This window comes from Mesorhizobium montanum, from assembly GCF_033977145.1.
GTDB lineage: Bacteria > Pseudomonadota > Alphaproteobacteria > Rhizobiales > Rhizobiaceae > Mesorhizobium > Mesorhizobium montanum.
This window is the reverse complement of the sequence record NZ_JAVIJF010000018.1, coordinates 66150-81467: the sequence shown is the minus strand read 5'-3', so window position 1 is coordinate 81467 and position 15318 is coordinate 66150. Positions and strand designations below refer to the sequence as shown.

At 66.1% G+C, this 15318-nt stretch carries 14 protein-coding genes; 10 read left to right on the top strand and 4 right to left on the bottom strand.

Annotated features, from left to right (window positions below; genetic code table 11):
• The gene (locus RFM68_RS23485; protein WP_320235397.1) at positions 1-1317 is read left to right on the top strand and encodes an HlyD family type I secretion periplasmic adaptor subunit; all 1317 of its coding nucleotides are present in this window, start codon (positions 1-3) and stop codon (positions 1315-1317) included.
• A 108-nt stretch (positions 1318-1425) separates the two neighbouring features.
• Here the strand turns inward: RFM68_RS23485 and RFM68_RS23480 are convergent, their stop codons facing one another.
• From RFM68_RS23480 to RFM68_RS23465, 4 genes are read right to left on the bottom strand one after another with little or no spacing between them, the layout of a single operon-like run.
• A complete protein-coding gene (locus RFM68_RS23480; RefSeq protein WP_320235396.1) occupies positions 1426-3204 on the bottom strand; it encodes an ABC transporter ATP-binding protein in 1779 nt (592 codons plus the stop codon).
• Positions 3201-4220, bottom strand: coding sequence for a glycosyltransferase family 2 protein (locus RFM68_RS23475; RefSeq protein WP_320235395.1), 1020 nt, complete (start codon positions 4218-4220; stop codon positions 3201-3203). Before RFM68_RS23475 ends, RFM68_RS23480 begins: the two co-directional genes overlap by 4 nt.
• The gene (locus RFM68_RS23470; RefSeq protein ID WP_320235394.1) at positions 4217-5326 is read right to left on the bottom strand and encodes a glycosyltransferase family 2 protein; all 1110 of its coding nucleotides are present in this window, start codon (positions 5324-5326) and stop codon (positions 4217-4219) included. Before RFM68_RS23470 ends, RFM68_RS23475 begins: the two co-directional genes overlap by 4 nt.
• Before the next feature lie 2 nt (positions 5327-5328).
• Entirely contained in the window at positions 5329-6483 is a 1155-nt protein-coding gene (locus RFM68_RS23465) for an acyltransferase family protein (protein ID WP_320235483.1), read from the bottom strand.
• A 459-nt stretch (positions 6484-6942) separates the two neighbouring features.
• Here RFM68_RS23465 and RFM68_RS23460 point away from each other — a divergent pair, with 459 nt between their 5' ends.
• From RFM68_RS23460 to RFM68_RS23420, 9 genes are all read left to right on the top strand, one after another.
• Complete coding sequence (locus RFM68_RS23460) at positions 6943-7821, top strand: ABC transporter permease (protein WP_320235393.1); 879 nt, start codon at positions 6943-6945, stop codon at positions 7819-7821.
• A complete protein-coding gene (locus RFM68_RS23455) occupies positions 7818-8657 on the top strand; it encodes an ABC transporter permease (RefSeq protein WP_320235392.1) in 840 nt (279 codons plus the stop codon). The genes RFM68_RS23460 and RFM68_RS23455 overlap by 4 nt, the downstream gene beginning before the upstream one ends.
• Positions 8654-9796, top strand: coding sequence for an ABC transporter substrate-binding protein (locus RFM68_RS23450; RefSeq protein ID WP_320235391.1), 1143 nt, complete (start codon positions 8654-8656; stop codon positions 9794-9796). Before RFM68_RS23455 ends, RFM68_RS23450 begins: the two co-directional genes overlap by 4 nt.
• Entirely contained in the window at positions 9789-10949 is a 1161-nt protein-coding gene (locus RFM68_RS23445; protein ID WP_320235390.1) for an ABC transporter ATP-binding protein, read from the top strand. The genes RFM68_RS23450 and RFM68_RS23445 overlap by 8 nt, the downstream gene beginning before the upstream one ends.
• Before the next feature lie 205 nt (positions 10950-11154).
• Positions 11155-11400: a YjiS-like domain-containing protein gene (locus RFM68_RS23440; RefSeq protein ID WP_320235389.1), complete on the top strand. Its 246-nt coding sequence runs from the start codon at positions 11155-11157 to the stop codon at positions 11398-11400.
• 267 nt (positions 11401-11667) lie between these two features.
• Entirely contained in the window at positions 11668-12246 is a 579-nt protein-coding gene (locus RFM68_RS23435) for an OsmC family protein (protein ID WP_320235388.1), read from the top strand.
• Positions 12247-12311: 65 nt separating this feature from the next.
• Positions 12312-13538: a flavin-containing monooxygenase gene (locus RFM68_RS23430; protein ID WP_320235387.1), complete on the top strand. Its 1227-nt coding sequence runs from the start codon at positions 12312-12314 to the stop codon at positions 13536-13538.
• Positions 13539-13550: 12 nt separating this feature from the next.
• Positions 13551-14828 (top strand): NAD(P)/FAD-dependent oxidoreductase, encoded by a 1278-nt coding sequence (locus RFM68_RS23425; RefSeq protein ID WP_320235386.1) that lies wholly within the window; start codon positions 13551-13553, stop codon positions 14826-14828.
• A complete protein-coding gene (locus RFM68_RS23420) occupies positions 14825-15316 on the top strand; it encodes a MaoC family dehydratase (RefSeq protein WP_320235385.1) in 492 nt (163 codons plus the stop codon). The genes RFM68_RS23425 and RFM68_RS23420 overlap by 4 nt, the downstream gene beginning before the upstream one ends.
• Positions 15317-15318: the final 2 nt, after the last annotated feature.

Genomic DNA, 15318 nt, shown 5'->3' with positions numbered 1-15318 from the left:
ATGACGCAGAGCCTCACTTTCGAAGGCCGGCCCCGCACCGACTTCCGGCGCACGGCCTTCGCCGGCTATTCGGCAATCGCACTTCTGGTCGGCGGCTTCGGCTATTGGGCCGCGAGCGCGCCGCTTGCCGGCGCGGTGATCACGCAAGGCACGATCGCGGCCACCGGCGGCAACATCCTCATCCAGCATCGCGAGGGCGGCATCATAAGGCAGTTGCTGGTGCATGAAGGCGACCGCGTGCGCGAAGGCCAGGAGCTCATCCTGCTCGACCGGACCGCCCCGGAGGCCGAGCTCAACCGGCTGACCCGGCAGTGGATCGCGCTCAAGGCCAGTGCGGCGCGGCTGGAGGCCGAGCGCGACGGGCTGGACAGGCTGGCGCCGATCGCCGAGCCCGCTCCCGCGCCGTTCCAGCAGGATTTCGAAAACCTGATCCGCGAACAGCAGAAGGAGTTCGACGCCAGGGTTGCGCGCTTCCACACGGAGCAGTCGATCCTGGCGCAGCGCGTCGCCATGCATCGCGAATCGGTCAAAGGCTTGAACGCGCAGAAGCTCGCCATCGAGCAGCAGGCCGAGGTGGTGAAGAAGGAGCTCGGCATCAAGACCGACCTGCTCGGCAAGGGCCTCACCAACCGCAGCGAATATTCGCAGCTGCTGCGCTCGGAGGCAGACCTCGTCGGCCAGGCCGGCGCGCTGGAGGCAGACCTCGCCTCGGCCAGCACGCAGATCGTGGAGGCTGAGGCGCAGACCGAACGCGCGACCACCCAGCGCGTCGAGGAAGCGCTGACCAAGCTCGACGATGTGCGCACCAACCTCGCCGACATCGAAGAGCAGATGCGCGCGGCGCAGGCGGTATTGACGCGCACGACGATCACCGCGCCGACGGCGGGCATCGTGGTGTCCTCGACCTACAACTCGCAAGGCAGCGTGGTCGCGCCCGGCGAAAAGATCATGGAGATCCTGCCCACGGCATCCGGCCTGGTGGTGGACGCAAAGCTGCGACCGAAGGACATCGACGAAGTGCATGTCGGCCAGCCGGCAAAGCTCAGGCTGTCCGCGCTCAACACGCGCCTGACGCCGGAAGTTCCGGCCACGGTGAGCGAGATCTCCGCCGACCGGCTGATCGACGAGGCCACCCACGAGCCCTATTTCCGCGCCAAGCTGAAGATCGCCGACACCCTGCCCGCCGGCGTGAAAGCCGAACAGCTCTATCCCGGCACCCCTGTCGACGCCTTCATCAGCACCGGCGACCGGACTTTCTTCGAGTATCTGGTACGCCCGATGATGGATTCGTTCGCACGGGCGTTCAGGGAGAGGTAGGCAGCCCTTCCCATCGCTTCGGAGTGGCCGCTTTGCGCCAGAACCGTCCTCGCTTCGGCACATAGGAAGAGGTGATGACAAAGAAGATGGGACGCGAGTTCGTGCTCCTCACTCCGGCCGATACAACTCATCCATACTGAGCTTCGCCAACTCCGCGAACGGCGCCTGCTTCCTCACCCTGCCATGCTCCAGGATCACCAGGTCGTCGCAGAACGAGATCGTGCTGCGGTGGTGGCTGATGACGATCGTGGTGCGGCGGCCGGCGCGCGACTTCAGCGTCTCGACGATCGCCGCTTCCGAAAGCCCATCCACCGCGTTGGTAGCCTCGTCGAGGATCAGTATGTCGGGGTCGCGCACAAGAGCGCGGGCGAGCGCGATGCGCTGCCGTTGCCCCGCCGAAAGGTTCATCCCGCGATAGCCGACCACCGTCTGGTAGCCTTGCGGCAGCGTTTCGATGAAGCCATGCGCCTCGGCAAGCTCGGCGGCGCGGCAGGCCTCCTCGGACGTCGCCGTGTCCTTGCCATAGGTGATGTTGTCGAGGATCGTGCCGTCGACCAGTTCCAGCTCCTGGCTGGCGAGAGCGATGTGGCGGCGCCAGTCGGCCGGGTCGATCTCGCCGAGCGGCGCGCCGTCGACGAGGATCTTGCCTGCGTCCGGCTCGACGAAGCGGCAGAGCAGGTTGACGATCGTCGTCTTGCCAGCGCCTGAGCGGCCGATCAGCGCCGTCGAGCGGCCGCTCACGATGTCGAAGCTCGCCGTGTGCAGCACCGCCGCGCGCTGCTCCTCATTGGCATAGCTGAAGCTCACGCCCTCGAAGGCGATTTTTTTGCTTAAGGTGGCGAACGGCCGGCTGCCCTCGGGCGGCGCGGGTTTGCCCTCGGGGTCGAGCAGCCAGGTCACCTCCTCCAGCGAGCCGGAAAGCCCCTGCAACTGGCTCCATGTCATCTGCAGCGCCCTGACATGCGGCTGCAGACGGTAGAGCAGGATGAGGAAGGCCGCGACCAGCGGAAAGCCGAGGCCCGCAAGCCAGGCGCCGATCACCACCGCCAGGAACAGCATGGCGTGCAGGACTTCGGTCAGCGGCCCCAGCGCGCCCTGGCGATTGGAAAGCAGGAAGGCCGCGCGCCGCACGCCGTCGGATGCCTTTTCGAACGCGGCCTTCTCGCGCGCCTCCTGGCCGAAGATGCGGATCAGCCGGCCGGCATGGACCAGATGCAGCATTTGCGAGGCCAAGGCGCTGTTGCGCGCCGAAACATTGCGGCTGGGCGCCCTGAGATGCGCCGACAGCGCCATATGCGCCGCTTGCACCAGCGCCAGCCCCAGCATCACCAGCAGCGTCATCGGCCACGAGAGCAGCAACAGGAAGGCGAGCAGGATGAGTGCCGCCGAGGCGCTGACGATCGCGCTGAGCATCCCCTGGATGGCGTCCGACGCCCGCCAGGATTCGCTGGAGATGATGTTGAGCAGGCGCCCCGGGCTTTGCCGGAGGAAGAAGGGGTAGCCGACATTGAGCAGCCGCTCCGCCAGCGCGCCGCGTATCGCCTGGCTCGCCTTGCCGTAGATATGGGCGGTCAGCACCGAATTGGCAAAGGCAAGCAGGTTCTTGAGCAGGATCGAGCCGAGGATCGCAGCCGAAATCGCAATCAGCCGCTCGCGCTCGCCAAGCCCGCCGCCGACCTTCTGCAGCATGGCCGACAGGCCCGCCATGCCGGCCGCCTCGTCATGCCCCATGATGATGCCGAGCAGCGGGATGACGAGGCCGATGCCGAAGCCCTCGAGCGCGGCGCTGGCAAGCCCGAGCAAGACGACCGCGGGCAGCAGGCCGAACTGTCCGCGGCCGAATGCGCGCCTCAGTATTACGAGCGTTGGGGCTCTGCGCCCGGTCATCGCGCGCCGGCCTCCGCCCTGGCCTCGGTGGTTTCCTGGGCGGGCCGCTCCTGCCGGTCAGGCCGCCCGGCCAGCACCAGGGCCATGAACTTCGTCGCGCCCGCCAGGTTCATCAGCACGATCGGCCAGTGCGACAGGCTGAGCTCCTGGTCGAAGCGCGGACCGCCGATGAGCTCGCGCGTCGCGGCTCGCATCGCCCAGTAAAAGTGGCGAAGCAGCCAGGGCGCGCGGCGCATATGTTTCAGGCAGAGCGCGCCGTTGCCGAAATGATAGTCGCGGTGCAGCCGGTCGATCGCTCCGCGGTCGCGCCGTCCATGATGGTGGAAGATCGTCATGTCGGGCACGTATTCCACCGCCATGCCGGCCAGCATGGCGCGCACCAGATAATCCGTATCCTCGGCCGAGCGCAGCGCCCCGCCGGCGCCGAAGCGTTCGTCGAAGGGGCCGATGCGGGCGGCGACGTCGCGGTGCATGGTCATGTTGCAGCCGAGCACGAAGCCGCCCGGATGGACGGCGGGCGTCAGCCGCTCGCGCTTCTCGCAGCGCTTGATGGTGAAGGGCAGGTCCCTGGCGTCGCCGATCTCGACGCGGCCGCCGCGGATCAGCCATTTTTCGCCACTCGAATAATGCCGATCGAGGTCGACGAGATAGTCGAGGTCGAGCCGGCAATCGTCGTCGACGAAGACCAGCACGCGCCCGCGCGCCCGCGCCATCCCGGCATTGCGCGCAGCCGCCAGTCCGCGCCGTGGCTCGCAGATCGCCGTCAGCGCTATGCCGGACGTCGTGGCGACCCGCGAAAGATATTCGGCCGTATCGTCGCGCGAGCCGTTGTCGACCACCACCAGCTCGGCGGCGAAGGCGGGATGCGCCCGGCAGGCGGCGCGGATCGAATCGATGCAGGCCTTCAGCACCGCCGCGCGGTCGCGCGTGCAGACGATGAAGGAGACCTCCGGCCGCTGGGTCGGGCCGGGAGGCGAGCGCAGATGCTGCAGCAGCGGATGGCGATCGGCGTTCATGCCGCCCCCATCCGATAGGGCCCAAGCACGGATGCCGCCGGCGCGGATTTGAAGCGATAAGCCATCCAGTCGGCGCGCCTGCCGGCCCACATCGAGGCCTGGCTCAGCCAGGGCGCCCAGGCGCCGGGGCTGAGCGCGTATTTCTCGCGGCGGCGGATGACGTTCCACTTCGCCGTCAGCGTCAGGAGCTCATGCGCCAGCGCCGGCCGCTGCTGGTCGTTGACGAGCTGGTAGAGGAAATAGAACAGGTTCAGCGCGCCGGCCTCGAAGCTCGGCCGCGACGCGGCCGGCAACTCGGCGATCCGCTCCTCCAGGGCGCGGATGAAGGCAGCCGCCCGGCGCACCGTGTCGAAGGAGACGCTGTCGCCGATGGCGCGAAGATCCTGCGTTTCGTCCGCCAGCCCCTCGCGCTCGAGATTTTCGCCGACAATCCTCAGATGCGTGCGTCGCATCTCCTTGCCGTGCAGGCTGGTCACGCTGCCGGGATGGACGCGGTAGACGAGCAGGCTTTCCGGCATCAGTGCCGCCGGATAGCGGTCGGCAAGCCGCCGGAAGAGGTCGAAATCCTCGGCATGCCGGTAGCGGCCGTCATAGTGCAGGTCGTCCTCGCCGATGACCCGGCGGTTGTAGACCACCGTCGGGTGCATGAAGATCGTGAAGAACTTCGACAGCACCGGGAGGAGACCGAAGCGGAACACGGGATCCAGCCGCCCCTTGGCGACGCGGCCGTGCAGCAGCGTGTCGACAAGCGAGCCGCAGAAGCCGAGCTCGGGCCGCGCGGCAAACAGCGCCGCCTGGCGCGACAGGCGCCAGGGATAGGCGAAGTCATCGGCATCCATGCGCGCCACCAATTCGCCGCGGGCGATTGCCAGCCCCTCGTTGAGGCTGGCGACGAGACCGCGGTTCTCGCGCGAGATTATGGATACGCGGCCGTCCGCCTTGCGGGAGCGCTCGAGGATTTCCAGCGACCTGTCGGTCGATCCGTCGTCGATGGCGATAACTTCGAGCCGGTCGTAGTCCTGCTGCAGGATCGATTGGATTGCAGCGTCGGCATAGAGCTCGGCATTGTAGACCGGCAGCAGGACGGAGATGAGCGGGCGCGTCATGGTCAGCTCCGGTCGGTCGGCCGCAGATCGAGCGCCGCTTTTGCGCCAGGATACGTGGCGCCGAACCGGCGGGTCTCGCTCGGCGCATGAGCGCGTGGCCGCGCGATATAGGGAAAGTAGCGCTTGAGGCGGTTGAGCGGCTTTTCGAAAAGCACCCAGGACAGCGAGGCCACAATCAGCGTGGCGGCGCCCGCGACCAGGAAGCGGCCCGGCCCCTGTTCCGAGACATTGAGCGGGATCCACGGCTGCGCCTTGACGGCATAGGCGAGCAGGATCGGGTGATAGAGATAGATGCCGTAGCTGATGCGGCCGACCAAGAGCAGCGGTGGCAGCTCGGCCAGCCAGCCGAGCCTGCCGCCGAGGCCGTTCGAGCAAGCGGCCACGATCGCCACCAATGGCACCAGCGGCAGCACCTGCACCAGCAGCCAGCGCGGCCACTCCCATGTCGAATTTGCCGGCCCCGGGTCGGACCACACGACGGCGAGGAACACGACAGCGAAGGCCGGCCAGCCGAGGCGCATCCAGCGTGGCACACCGGCGCCCCTGGCACGACGCACGGCAAGCAGGGCGCCGCAGGCAAGCGCATCCATCGAGGCCGGCGGCAACAGGTCCCGGGCGAGCGCCGGATCGGCGGTGAGCGGCCAGTAGAAGCGGTAGGCGAGCGAGAAGCAGATGACGCCGATGGTGATCGCCTCGATGCGCCTGCGGGGCGCCAGAAGCACGATCAGCGGCCAGGCGAGATAGAACTGCTCCTCGATGCTGAGGCTCCAAAAATGGCAGAGCAGCCAGGGGTTCCAATCGTTGCGCAGCGCATACCAGAAGTTCGAAAGGTAGAGCGCATGCCAGGCCAGCGAGGATCTCGACTGTTCCAGATCAGTGAACCAGACGAGCGCCAGCACGGCGAAATAGGGCGGGAATATGCGGATCGCCCGCCTGGCATAGAAAGAACGCAGCGCCGGTCCGGGCACGAATTGGGCGGCGTCGCGCGCCTCCAGCAAAAGCCTGGTGATCAGAAAGCCGGAAAGCACGAAGAACAGCCGCACGCCGAGATGACCGAGGAAGGACGTGCCGCCGGGCGCAAGGAAATGCGCATAGAGCACCAGCGTGACGGCAACAGCCCGCAGCGCGTCAAGCTGGAGGTCGCGACCGCCGGCCATCATTCGCAGCCGCTAGCGCTGACGACGTGACCCCGGCCGCCGGCCGCAACATCCGTGCCGGTCAACGGAAAACGCAAGCCTGCCGACTCCTGAACCGAATATTCGCGTAAGCTAAAGGACTGCAGCACGAAATGGTGCGGTGCAACACAGAATAGTTATCAGGCTGAATGAAAACGTGATCTTTCGTGCCAGGAAATAACACGTCTTTGCCGCTTTTCCGCCCCTTTTGACGAAGCGCCATCCGCCGACCAATGCGGTGGCATTAAGGTCTTCGAAAAGCGGCTGGAGACCACTCAGACAGGCCACCATGCACCCCCGGCGACATACCAAAAGGCGGTCACCCTCGTCGCTCTCACCTCCCTGGCTCAATCGCCGCCTGTAGACATCGCGCTCCCAATCACCCAATCTCGCCCTAGGGAACATAAGCGCCTCGAAGAAGGCGCCTACCTTCGGGTGCGCATGAACAATCGCTGGACCTTGTATGATCCACGCCTGGCCTGGATGCTGGTTGCACCGGTGCTTTTGCTGCTGATCTTCTTCCTGGTGCTGCCGATCGCGGTGATGGCGGCCTATACGTTCTTCACCTTCGTCACCGCCGGCGTCGAAACCAGCGCGCTGACCACCGCCAACTGGCAGGAATTCCTTACCGACAGCTACTATTCCGGCTTCCTTTTGAAGACGCTCAGAGTCGGTGCGATCACTGCGCTGCTGTGCGGCGTGCTTGGCTATTTCCCGGCCTATTTCATCTGGGCGACGAGCTTCAAGCACAAGTGGCTGCTGCTGCTGCTGCTCATCGTGCCGTTCTGGATCAGCTTCACCATCCGCACCTTTTCCTGGATCAACATCCTGGGCGAACAGGGCGTCATCAATGTCACCTTGCTCAAGCTGGGCATCATCAACGAGCCGCTGCCGATGCTTTACAACGAGGGCGCGGTGATCCTCGGGCTGCTGCATTTCCTTTTGCCCTACATGATCCTCAACGTCTATGTCAGCCTCGAGGGCATCGACCGCACGCTGATCTCTGCGGCGCGCTCAATGGGCTGCACCAGCGCGCAGGCGTTCCGCGAGGTGACCCTGCCGCTCTCTCTGCCCGGCCTCGCGGCGGGGCTGCTGCTCTGCTTCGTGCTGGCGGCCGGCAGCTATGTGACGCCGCAGCTCCTGGGCTCGGGTCGCGACGCGCTATTCGGCAATCTGATCTACGACACCATCATGGGCGAGCTGAACTGGCCGATGGGCGCCACGCTGTCGATCGTGCTGTTCCTGGTGCTCGGTTTCTTCGCCGCCATCTATACCCGCTACATGGGCATGTCGCAGATCGTCAAAGGCTTGAGCGGATGAGAGCCCGGCGCAAGGAGGAAGGCAGATGGGCGTGGCGGCTGACCGGCTTCGTCACGCTGTGCGTCTACATCTTCATGTTCGCACCGATCGTGGCGACCGTCATCCTGTCGTTCAACGCCTCGATGTTCGGCGGCTTCCCGATGACCGGCTTTTCCCTGCAATGGTACACCAAGCTGATGGGCAATGAAGCGGTGCTGACGGCCTTCCGCACCTCGCTGTGGATCGCGCTGGTCACCGCCGCCGTCACCACCGCCATCGGCGTCGTCACGGCGTTCGCGCTGGTGCGCTTCGAATTTCCCGGCAAGCAGGCGCTGAGCACGCTGGTGATCTTGCCGGCGCTGGTGCCGGAAACCATTCTCGGCGTCGGCCTCCTGGTGCTGATCAAGGCGATCGACCAGCCGCGCACCATGCTGCTTCTGGTGCTGGGCCATATCCTGCTCGCCGTGCCCTATGTGGTGCTGATCGCGCAGGCGCGCATGGTCGGAATCCGCCGCGTCTACGAGGAAGCCGCACTTTCGCTCGGCGCCTCGCGCTTTTCGTCCTTCCGCGAGATCACGCTGCCGCTGCTCATCCCGGCGGTCGTCGGCGGCGCGCTGCTCGCCTTCACCATTTCGTTCGACAATACCTCGGCCAGCCTGTTCTGGCGGCCGGCGGGCGTCGAGACCATGCCCACGCAGATCCTTTCGATGCTGAAAATCTCGATCAGCCCGGAGATCAACGCGCTCGGCACCGTGATGATCCTGGTGACCGTCGGCATCCCGTTGATCGGCGGCCTGATCCTGCAGAGCCTGACAAGATTGAAAAGACGTGGCGAACCAAAGGAGGAAGTACAATGAAACTGACCACCACCAAGCGGCTGGAACGGCTGCAAGACCGATATGCCAATGGCGACCTCAGCCGCCGCACTTTCCTGACGCTAACGGCGGCGGCCGCCGCATCGGCGGGCCTTTCCATGCCGTGGATGGGCCGGGCGCTCGCCGCGGTCGAGGAAGTCCGCTTCGACGGCTGGGGCGGCACGGTGCAGGACGCGATAGATAAGTTCGCCTTCCAGCCCTACACGGCCAAGACAAAGATCAAAGTGGTGCAAGGCACGTTCGGCGACGAGGACGAGATCATCACCAAGATCAAGACCGCGAAGCCCGGCGACTACCAGGTCATCCATTCCTCAGGCGTCAACTACTACATCAAATACGTCAATGGCGGCCTGACCTCGGAGATCAACGAGGCCAACATTCCCAACATGGTGAATGTGCTGCAGCCGATGATCGAGCCGTTCCGCAAGCTGACGCCGAAGCTGTCGGCCGTGCCTTACGATTACGGCACCACCGGCATCGCCTATAACACCAAGGTGATCTCGCCGGAAGAGGCCAAGGAAAAGGGCGCGGCGCTGCTGCTCGACAAGAAATATGCCGGCAAGGTCGGCGGCTATTCCGACATGACCACGCGCGTCTGGTACGCGGCTTTGGCCACCGGACAGGATCCCAACAACCTCAAGGACATGGACACGATCTGGGCCAAGGTGCGCGAGACGCGCGACCTCGCCAAGAAGTTCTGGAGCTCCGGCGCCGAGCTGATGGACCTGCTTTCCAAGGGCGAGATCGTGGTGACCGACGCCTGGTCGGGCCGCGTCGCGGCGCTGCAGGACCAGGGCCATCCGATCGGCTATCTCGATCCGGCCGGCTCCTATGCCTGGATGGAGGACATGCTGATCCTGAAAGGCTCGCCGATGGCCGAGTGCGAGGAGCTGATCAACTTCATGCTCGATCCGGCGACTTCGATCGCGGTGGCCGAGGGCCAGAGCTACCCGCCGTCGCTCGACCCGACCAAGGTCAAGCTCACAGAGAAGATCGAGAAGCTGCCGGCGTTCGACAAGACCGGCACGATGAAGTCGCTGACCTTCGCCGATCCGACCTACTGGGCGACCAACGAGGACGCCTGGACCAAGCAGTGGAACAGGATCTCGAAAGGTGCCTGACAGCCAGGACACGAAAATCCATCCCCGGCCGGCCTCGGCCGGGGCGGAAGGCGCGAGCGCGACCGCCGGGGCGAGCAGCCCGGCGGTCGAGTTCCGCAACATCGACATCGCCTACGGCAAGTTCGTCGCGGTGCGCGATTTCTCGCTGTCGATCCGCAAGGGCAGCTTCGTCACGCTGCTCGGCCCCTCGGGCTGCGGCAAGACGACGATCCTGCGCTCCATCGCCGGGCTGGTCGACATTTCGGCCGGCCAGATCATGATCGGCGGCCGGCGCGTCGACGACGTGCCGATCTACAAGCGCAATATCGGGCTGGTCTTCCAGAGCTACGCGCTGTTCCCGCACAAGACCGTGTTCGACAATGTCGCGTTCGGGCTGAAATACCGCAACGTGGCCAAGCCCGAGATCAAGCGCAAGGTCGGCCAGGCGCTCGACATGGTGCGGCTGCCGGGCAGCGAGAAGAAGCTGCCCTCGCAATTGTCGGGCGGCCAGCAGCAGCGCATCGCGCTGGCCCGCGCCATCGTCTTCGAGCCGCAGGTGCTTTTGCTCGACGAGCCGCTGTCGGCGCTCGACGCCAACATGCGCGAGGAGATGCGGGTCGAGATCAAGAAGATCCAGAAGGAAACCGGCATCACCGCCATCTTCGTCACGCACGACCAGGAAGAAGCGCTGTCCATGTCGGACCGCATCGTGGTGATGAATGCCGGCTCGGCCGAGCAGGTCGGCACGCCGGAAGAGGTCTATGAGCGGCCCGCCACCGCCTTCGTCGCCGACTTCCTCGGCAAGGCCAACATGCTTTCAGGCATGGTGAGCCGATCCGAGGGGCCGACGGCGGTCACCTTGGCCAGCGGCCAGACGGTCAATGTGCTGTCGCCCAAGCCGCTGCCGCGGGGCAGCGCCGTCACGGTCGTGGTGCGGCCGCAGAAGCTCGCGGTGGGAGCCAAAGCGAGCGCCAACCGGTTGCCCGGCCGGGTCGTGTCGGCCTCCTATCTCGGCGGCAGCGCCATCTACGAGGTCGACATCGGCGGCAAGACGAACATCCGCGCCAACGCCCCGATCGACGGCCGCGTGCTGCGCGAAGGCGAAGCGATCGAGCTGGGCTTCGACCCGGACGACTGCGTGCTGCTGGACGAGGCCGGGCAGCGGATTTTCTGACGGTCGCGACCATTTCAAGCAAGCATCGGGCGGGTGCAGGATTCCTGATCGATCGACGCGCCAACGCGGCGGCGACGCGTCAGTCGCAAAACCTCGATTTCCACGGCAACTTCGACGCCCGCTCCAACGCTGGTTCCCCCGGTCGTCAGCGATAGTCCTCCCATCCGGCACGCGAAGACCGCGGCGCAAAAGGATGGAGACGACGATGACGACTTTGGAACACACCGCCTGTGAAACCCGTGCGCGCCTCGGCCTGATCGGCTTTGCCGGCCGCGCGCTGCGGCTTGCCTATCGTGCGATGAAGATGCGCAACGAGCGCGCTGCCTTGCAGGCCATGCCCGACTATCTGCTCAAGGACATGGGCGTCGGGCGTTCGGAAATCGACCACTACACCTCGATGCGCTATGCGCCGTCCAACACCGACCGGATGGATATCAGCAACTTCAGATGACCGCCGATGGCGACCGTGGCAACGCTGCCGATAGGCCCCGGGCGCCTCCCATGCCTGAGGTCTTGCCGTCCCGGGCATTGCGATCAAGCAAATATCCGGCCCACCGTATCGGGCAATTCACAATTCGTTTCAAACGATACGTCCAACGCAATTTCCACGGCAGGCGTATGAAAAATTCCACGGTCGCATCCACTCTCGTTCAAACGCTCCATCGGCAAACAGAGGCCGTCACGGCAACCAAGCCGCAAACAAACCTTGGAGATGAAGATGCAACCCAACCCCAAACCCGCACGGCTTCCGCTCAACGGCGTCGACACGCCGAACCTGATGGCGACGATCAATTTCGTCGCCGGGCAGCCGGAGCTGGCCAAATTCCAGTTCCGCGCCCACAATGAGTGGATCGAAGGCACGCACAGCAAGACCGTCATGAATGGCTTCTTCGGCGCCGGCCAGGAGCAGAAGCACGAGAAGCCTCATTATGCCGACGCCGACCATCCGGCGATCCTGTGCGGCGCCGACGATGCGCCGACCCCGGTCGAGTGGCTGCTGCACGGTCTGGCGGGCTGCCTGATGGCGGGCGTCGCCAACATCGCCGCCGCGCGCGGCATCAAGCTCACCAGGGTCAAGTGCTCCGTGGACGGCGACATCGACCTGCGCGGCATCTTGGGCATCTCCGACGAGGTCCGCAACGGTTTCCAGAACATCCAGGTGTCGTTCGAGATCGAAGGCGATGCGCCGGCCGAGAAGCTCCAGCAGCTGGTCGAGCAGTCGCGCGCCCGTTCGGCCGTCTTCGACGTGCTGACCAAGGGTGTCCCGGTCACCGTCGGGATCAAGACCATCCAGTGAGCTGAAACCGGCAGGCGGTCCGGACCCGATCCGGACCGCTTCCTTCCCTCAGACGGACCAGAATCATGAGACGCGCGGACGTCGTCATCATCGGCGCGGGCCAGGCCGGCCTTGCGCTCAGCCATTGCCTTGGCCAGGCCGGCATCGATCATGCCGTGCTGGAGCGCGGCCGCATCGGGGAGCGCTGGCGCTCACAGAGCTGGCGCTCGCTCAAGCTCTTGACGCCCAACTGGCTGAACGCCCTGCCCGGCTTGCCCTATGGCGGCACCGACCCCGACGGGTTCATGACCAAAGGGGCTTTCGTGGAAGGCCTGGAGCGCTATGCCAGGCGATGGGATGCGGCTGTCGAAACCGGCGTCGAGGTCATCTCATGCAAGCGGACCGGTGACGGCTTTGCCTTGCGCACCAGCGCCGGCGACTGGTCGGCGCGCGCGGTCGTCGTCGCGACGGGACACTGCGACCGGCCGATCATACCCTTTGCGGTCGAGGCCGTCGGCGGACCGCTCGGCATTCACGCTTCGCAATATCGCTCACCCGGCGAGCTGCCGGGGGGCGGCGTGCTGGTCGTCGGCGCCTCATCCTCCGGCGTGCAGATCGCCGACGAACTCGCCGGCGCCGGGCGGCGCGTGGTGCTCTCGGTCGGCAAGCATACGCGCCTGCCAAGAACATGGCGCGGCAAGGACATCTTTTTCTGGCTTTGCGAAATGGGCTTGATGGCGCAGCGCCAGGAAGATCTCGCCAATCCGGAGGGCGCCCGGCGCCAGCCTTCGCTGCAGCTCGCCGGCCGGCCGGACAAGGTCGACGTCGACCTCGCCACGTTGCAGGCGCTTGGCGTGCAGCTGGCCGGGCGGGTGCTTGGCGTTGCCGATCGCGAGATCACCTTCGCCGGCGATCTTTGCCAGCACATCGCGGCGGCGGAAGCGAAGCAGACGCGTCTGCTCGACCGGATCGACCACTTCGCGGGCGCGGCGACACCATACCGGCGCGAGCCGGTGGCGATGCCATCGGCCTGCGCAGAGCGGCTTTCGCTGGCCGACGGATCGATCCGCAGCATCATCTGGGCGACCGGCTATGCCCGCTCGTTCGGTTGGCTGGAGCCGCTGGCGCTCGGCGCCCACGGCGAGCTCGCGCATTGCGGCGGCATCACCAGCGTGCCCGGCCTCTACGCGCTCGGCTTCCGCTTCCTGCGAAAGCGCGATTCCAACTTCATCGGCGGCGTCGGCACGGACGCGAAAGCGATCGCCGCCGAAATCTCCCGTCATCTCGACTGCAACGGCCGCAAGGCGGCCTGAGGACAAATGAACATGGCAACCAACCCGATCTCCCTCATGGCCAGCCCCAGGCGCGGCCACTACGACGCCATCATTGTCGGCGCGCGCTGCGCGGGCGCGGCGACCGCGATGCTGCTCGCCCGCGCGGGTCTCAAGGTGCTTGCGATCGACCGCAAGCCTTACGGCTCCGACACGCTGTCGACGCATGCGCTGATGCGGCCCGCCGTGCTGCAATTGTGGCGCTGGGGCCTGCTCGAGCCGCTGCTCAAGGCCGGCACGCCGCTGGTCGAGACGACGACCTTCCACTATGGCGACGAGGAGATCACCGTCCCGCTTGCCGGCAACTTGGAGCTTCCAGGCCTGATCGCGCCGCGGCGCACCGTACTCGATCGCATCCTTGTCGATGCGGCGCGCAAGGCCGGCGCGGAGATCCTGCACGATGTGGCCGTCGGCGACCTCTTCGCCGACACGCGCGGCCGCATCCGCGGCATCGAGATCCGCGCCGCCGGTCGCGCGTCCCTGCGGGTCAGCGCCGAAATCGTGGTCGGCGCCGACGGCATAGGCTCGCTGGTGGCAAAGTGCGTGGACGCCCAGCCCTCGCGGCGCGGCGCCGTGTCGGCCGCCCATGTCTATGGCTACGCGCCGGTCGAGCCCGGCGCCGGCTACCACTGGTATTTTCGCGATGGGCTCGCCGGCTCCTTCATCCCGACCAATGATGGCCTCGCCTGCATCGTCGCCTCGGTGCCGACAAGCCTGTTCGACCAGCGCTTCCGCCTCGGCCACGCCCGCGCCCGCATGGACGTGCTGGAGGCGCTTTCGCCGGCGCTGGCCGCACAGGCGGCCCGCGCGCCGAAGGATGCCCGCCTGCAGGCGTTCCGGGGCGTGCCGGGCTATATCCGCCAGGCGCACGGCCCGGGCTGGGCGCTGGTCGGCGATGCCGGCTTCTTCCGCGACCCGATCACCTCGCACGGCATTTCCGATGCGCTGCGCGATGCCGAAAGCCTCGCGCGCGCCATCCTCGACGGCTCGCAGGCTGCATTCGCGACCTGGCAGCAGCGGCGCGATCTGATCGCCAACCAGATCCTCGACACCACCGACGCCGTCGCCGGCTTCGACTGGACGCTCGACGATATCGGCGAGCGGCATCGCCGCTTCAGCGTCGTGCTGAAGGCCGAGGTGCAGGCGCTGGCCGGGCAGCCCGCACCGGCCCGCCGCGCGTCGAAGCCGACGACCTATCGGGCGCCGGCGAACCAGGACAAGCCGCCGGTCGAAGCAAACCTTTCCCGCAACCGGACAGGAGCAAGACCATGACTTTGCATTCGATAAAGGATGGGCATTCGATGAAGGATGGACATTTGATGCAGGACGGCTGGGTCGGCGTCATCAAAGGCCGCCCCCAGGTGGACGCCTTCGCCGAGCGCTCGCGCCGCACCCAGCCGCAGGATATCGATGCGTTCGCGGAGATGACCGGCGACCGCAACCCGTTGCATTACGACAAGGCGCTCGCCGAGGCCTCGGTGTTCGGCAAGCTCATCGTGCAGGGCGGCGTCACCTCCGGCATACTGAACGCGGTGGTGGCGGAAAACCTCCCCGGCCCCGGTTCGGTGTTCCTCGAAGTCTCGTGGAAATTCGTCAAGGCGGTCGGCGTCGGCGAACTGATCACCGGCCGCGTCGAGGTCAAGGAAGTGCGCGCCGACAAGCCGATCACCAAGCTGGAGACATCGGTGCGCAACGAAGCCGGCGAGCTTTGCCTCACCGGCACCGCGACGGTATTCACCGTGCCTTTGGCCAGGGGCTGAGG

Excerpts from the sequence above, each read along its gene's own strand:
- RFM68_RS23470 (WP_320235394.1), bottom strand. The coding sequence starts at position 5,326 with ATGACGCGCCCGCTCATCTCCGTCCTGCTGCCGGTCTACAATGCCGAG.
- RFM68_RS23475 (WP_320235395.1), bottom strand. The coding sequence starts at position 4,220 with ATGAACGCCGATCGCCATCCGCTGCTGCAGCATCTGCGCTCGCCTCCC.
- RFM68_RS23450 (WP_320235391.1), top strand. The coding sequence starts at position 8,654 with ATGAAACTGACCACCACCAAGCGGCTGGAACGGCTGCAAGACCGATAT.
- RFM68_RS23480 (WP_320235396.1), bottom strand. The coding sequence starts at position 3,204 with ATGACCGGGCGCAGAGCCCCAACGCTCGTAATACTGAGGCGCGCATTC.
- RFM68_RS23455 (WP_320235392.1), top strand. The coding sequence starts at position 7,818 with ATGAGAGCCCGGCGCAAGGAGGAAGGCAGATGGGCGTGGCGGCTGACC.
- RFM68_RS23420 (WP_320235385.1), top strand. The coding sequence starts at position 14,825 with ATGACTTTGCATTCGATAAAGGATGGGCATTCGATGAAGGATGGACAT.
- RFM68_RS23430 (WP_320235387.1), top strand. The coding sequence starts at position 12,312 with ATGAGACGCGCGGACGTCGTCATCATCGGCGCGGGCCAGGCCGGCCTT.
- RFM68_RS23440 (WP_320235389.1), top strand. The coding sequence starts at position 11,155 with ATGACGACTTTGGAACACACCGCCTGTGAAACCCGTGCGCGCCTCGGC.
- RFM68_RS23465 (WP_320235483.1), bottom strand. The coding sequence starts at position 6,483 with ATGGCCGGCGGTCGCGACCTCCAGCTTGACGCGCTGCGGGCTGTTGCC.
- RFM68_RS23425 (WP_320235386.1), top strand. The coding sequence starts at position 13,551 with ATGGCAACCAACCCGATCTCCCTCATGGCCAGCCCCAGGCGCGGCCAC.
- RFM68_RS23460 (WP_320235393.1), top strand. The coding sequence starts at position 6,943 with ATGAACAATCGCTGGACCTTGTATGATCCACGCCTGGCCTGGATGCTG.
- RFM68_RS23485 (WP_320235397.1), top strand. The coding sequence starts at position 1 with ATGACGCAGAGCCTCACTTTCGAAGGCCGGCCCCGCACCGACTTCCGG.
- RFM68_RS23435 (WP_320235388.1), top strand. The coding sequence starts at position 11,668 with ATGCAACCCAACCCCAAACCCGCACGGCTTCCGCTCAACGGCGTCGAC.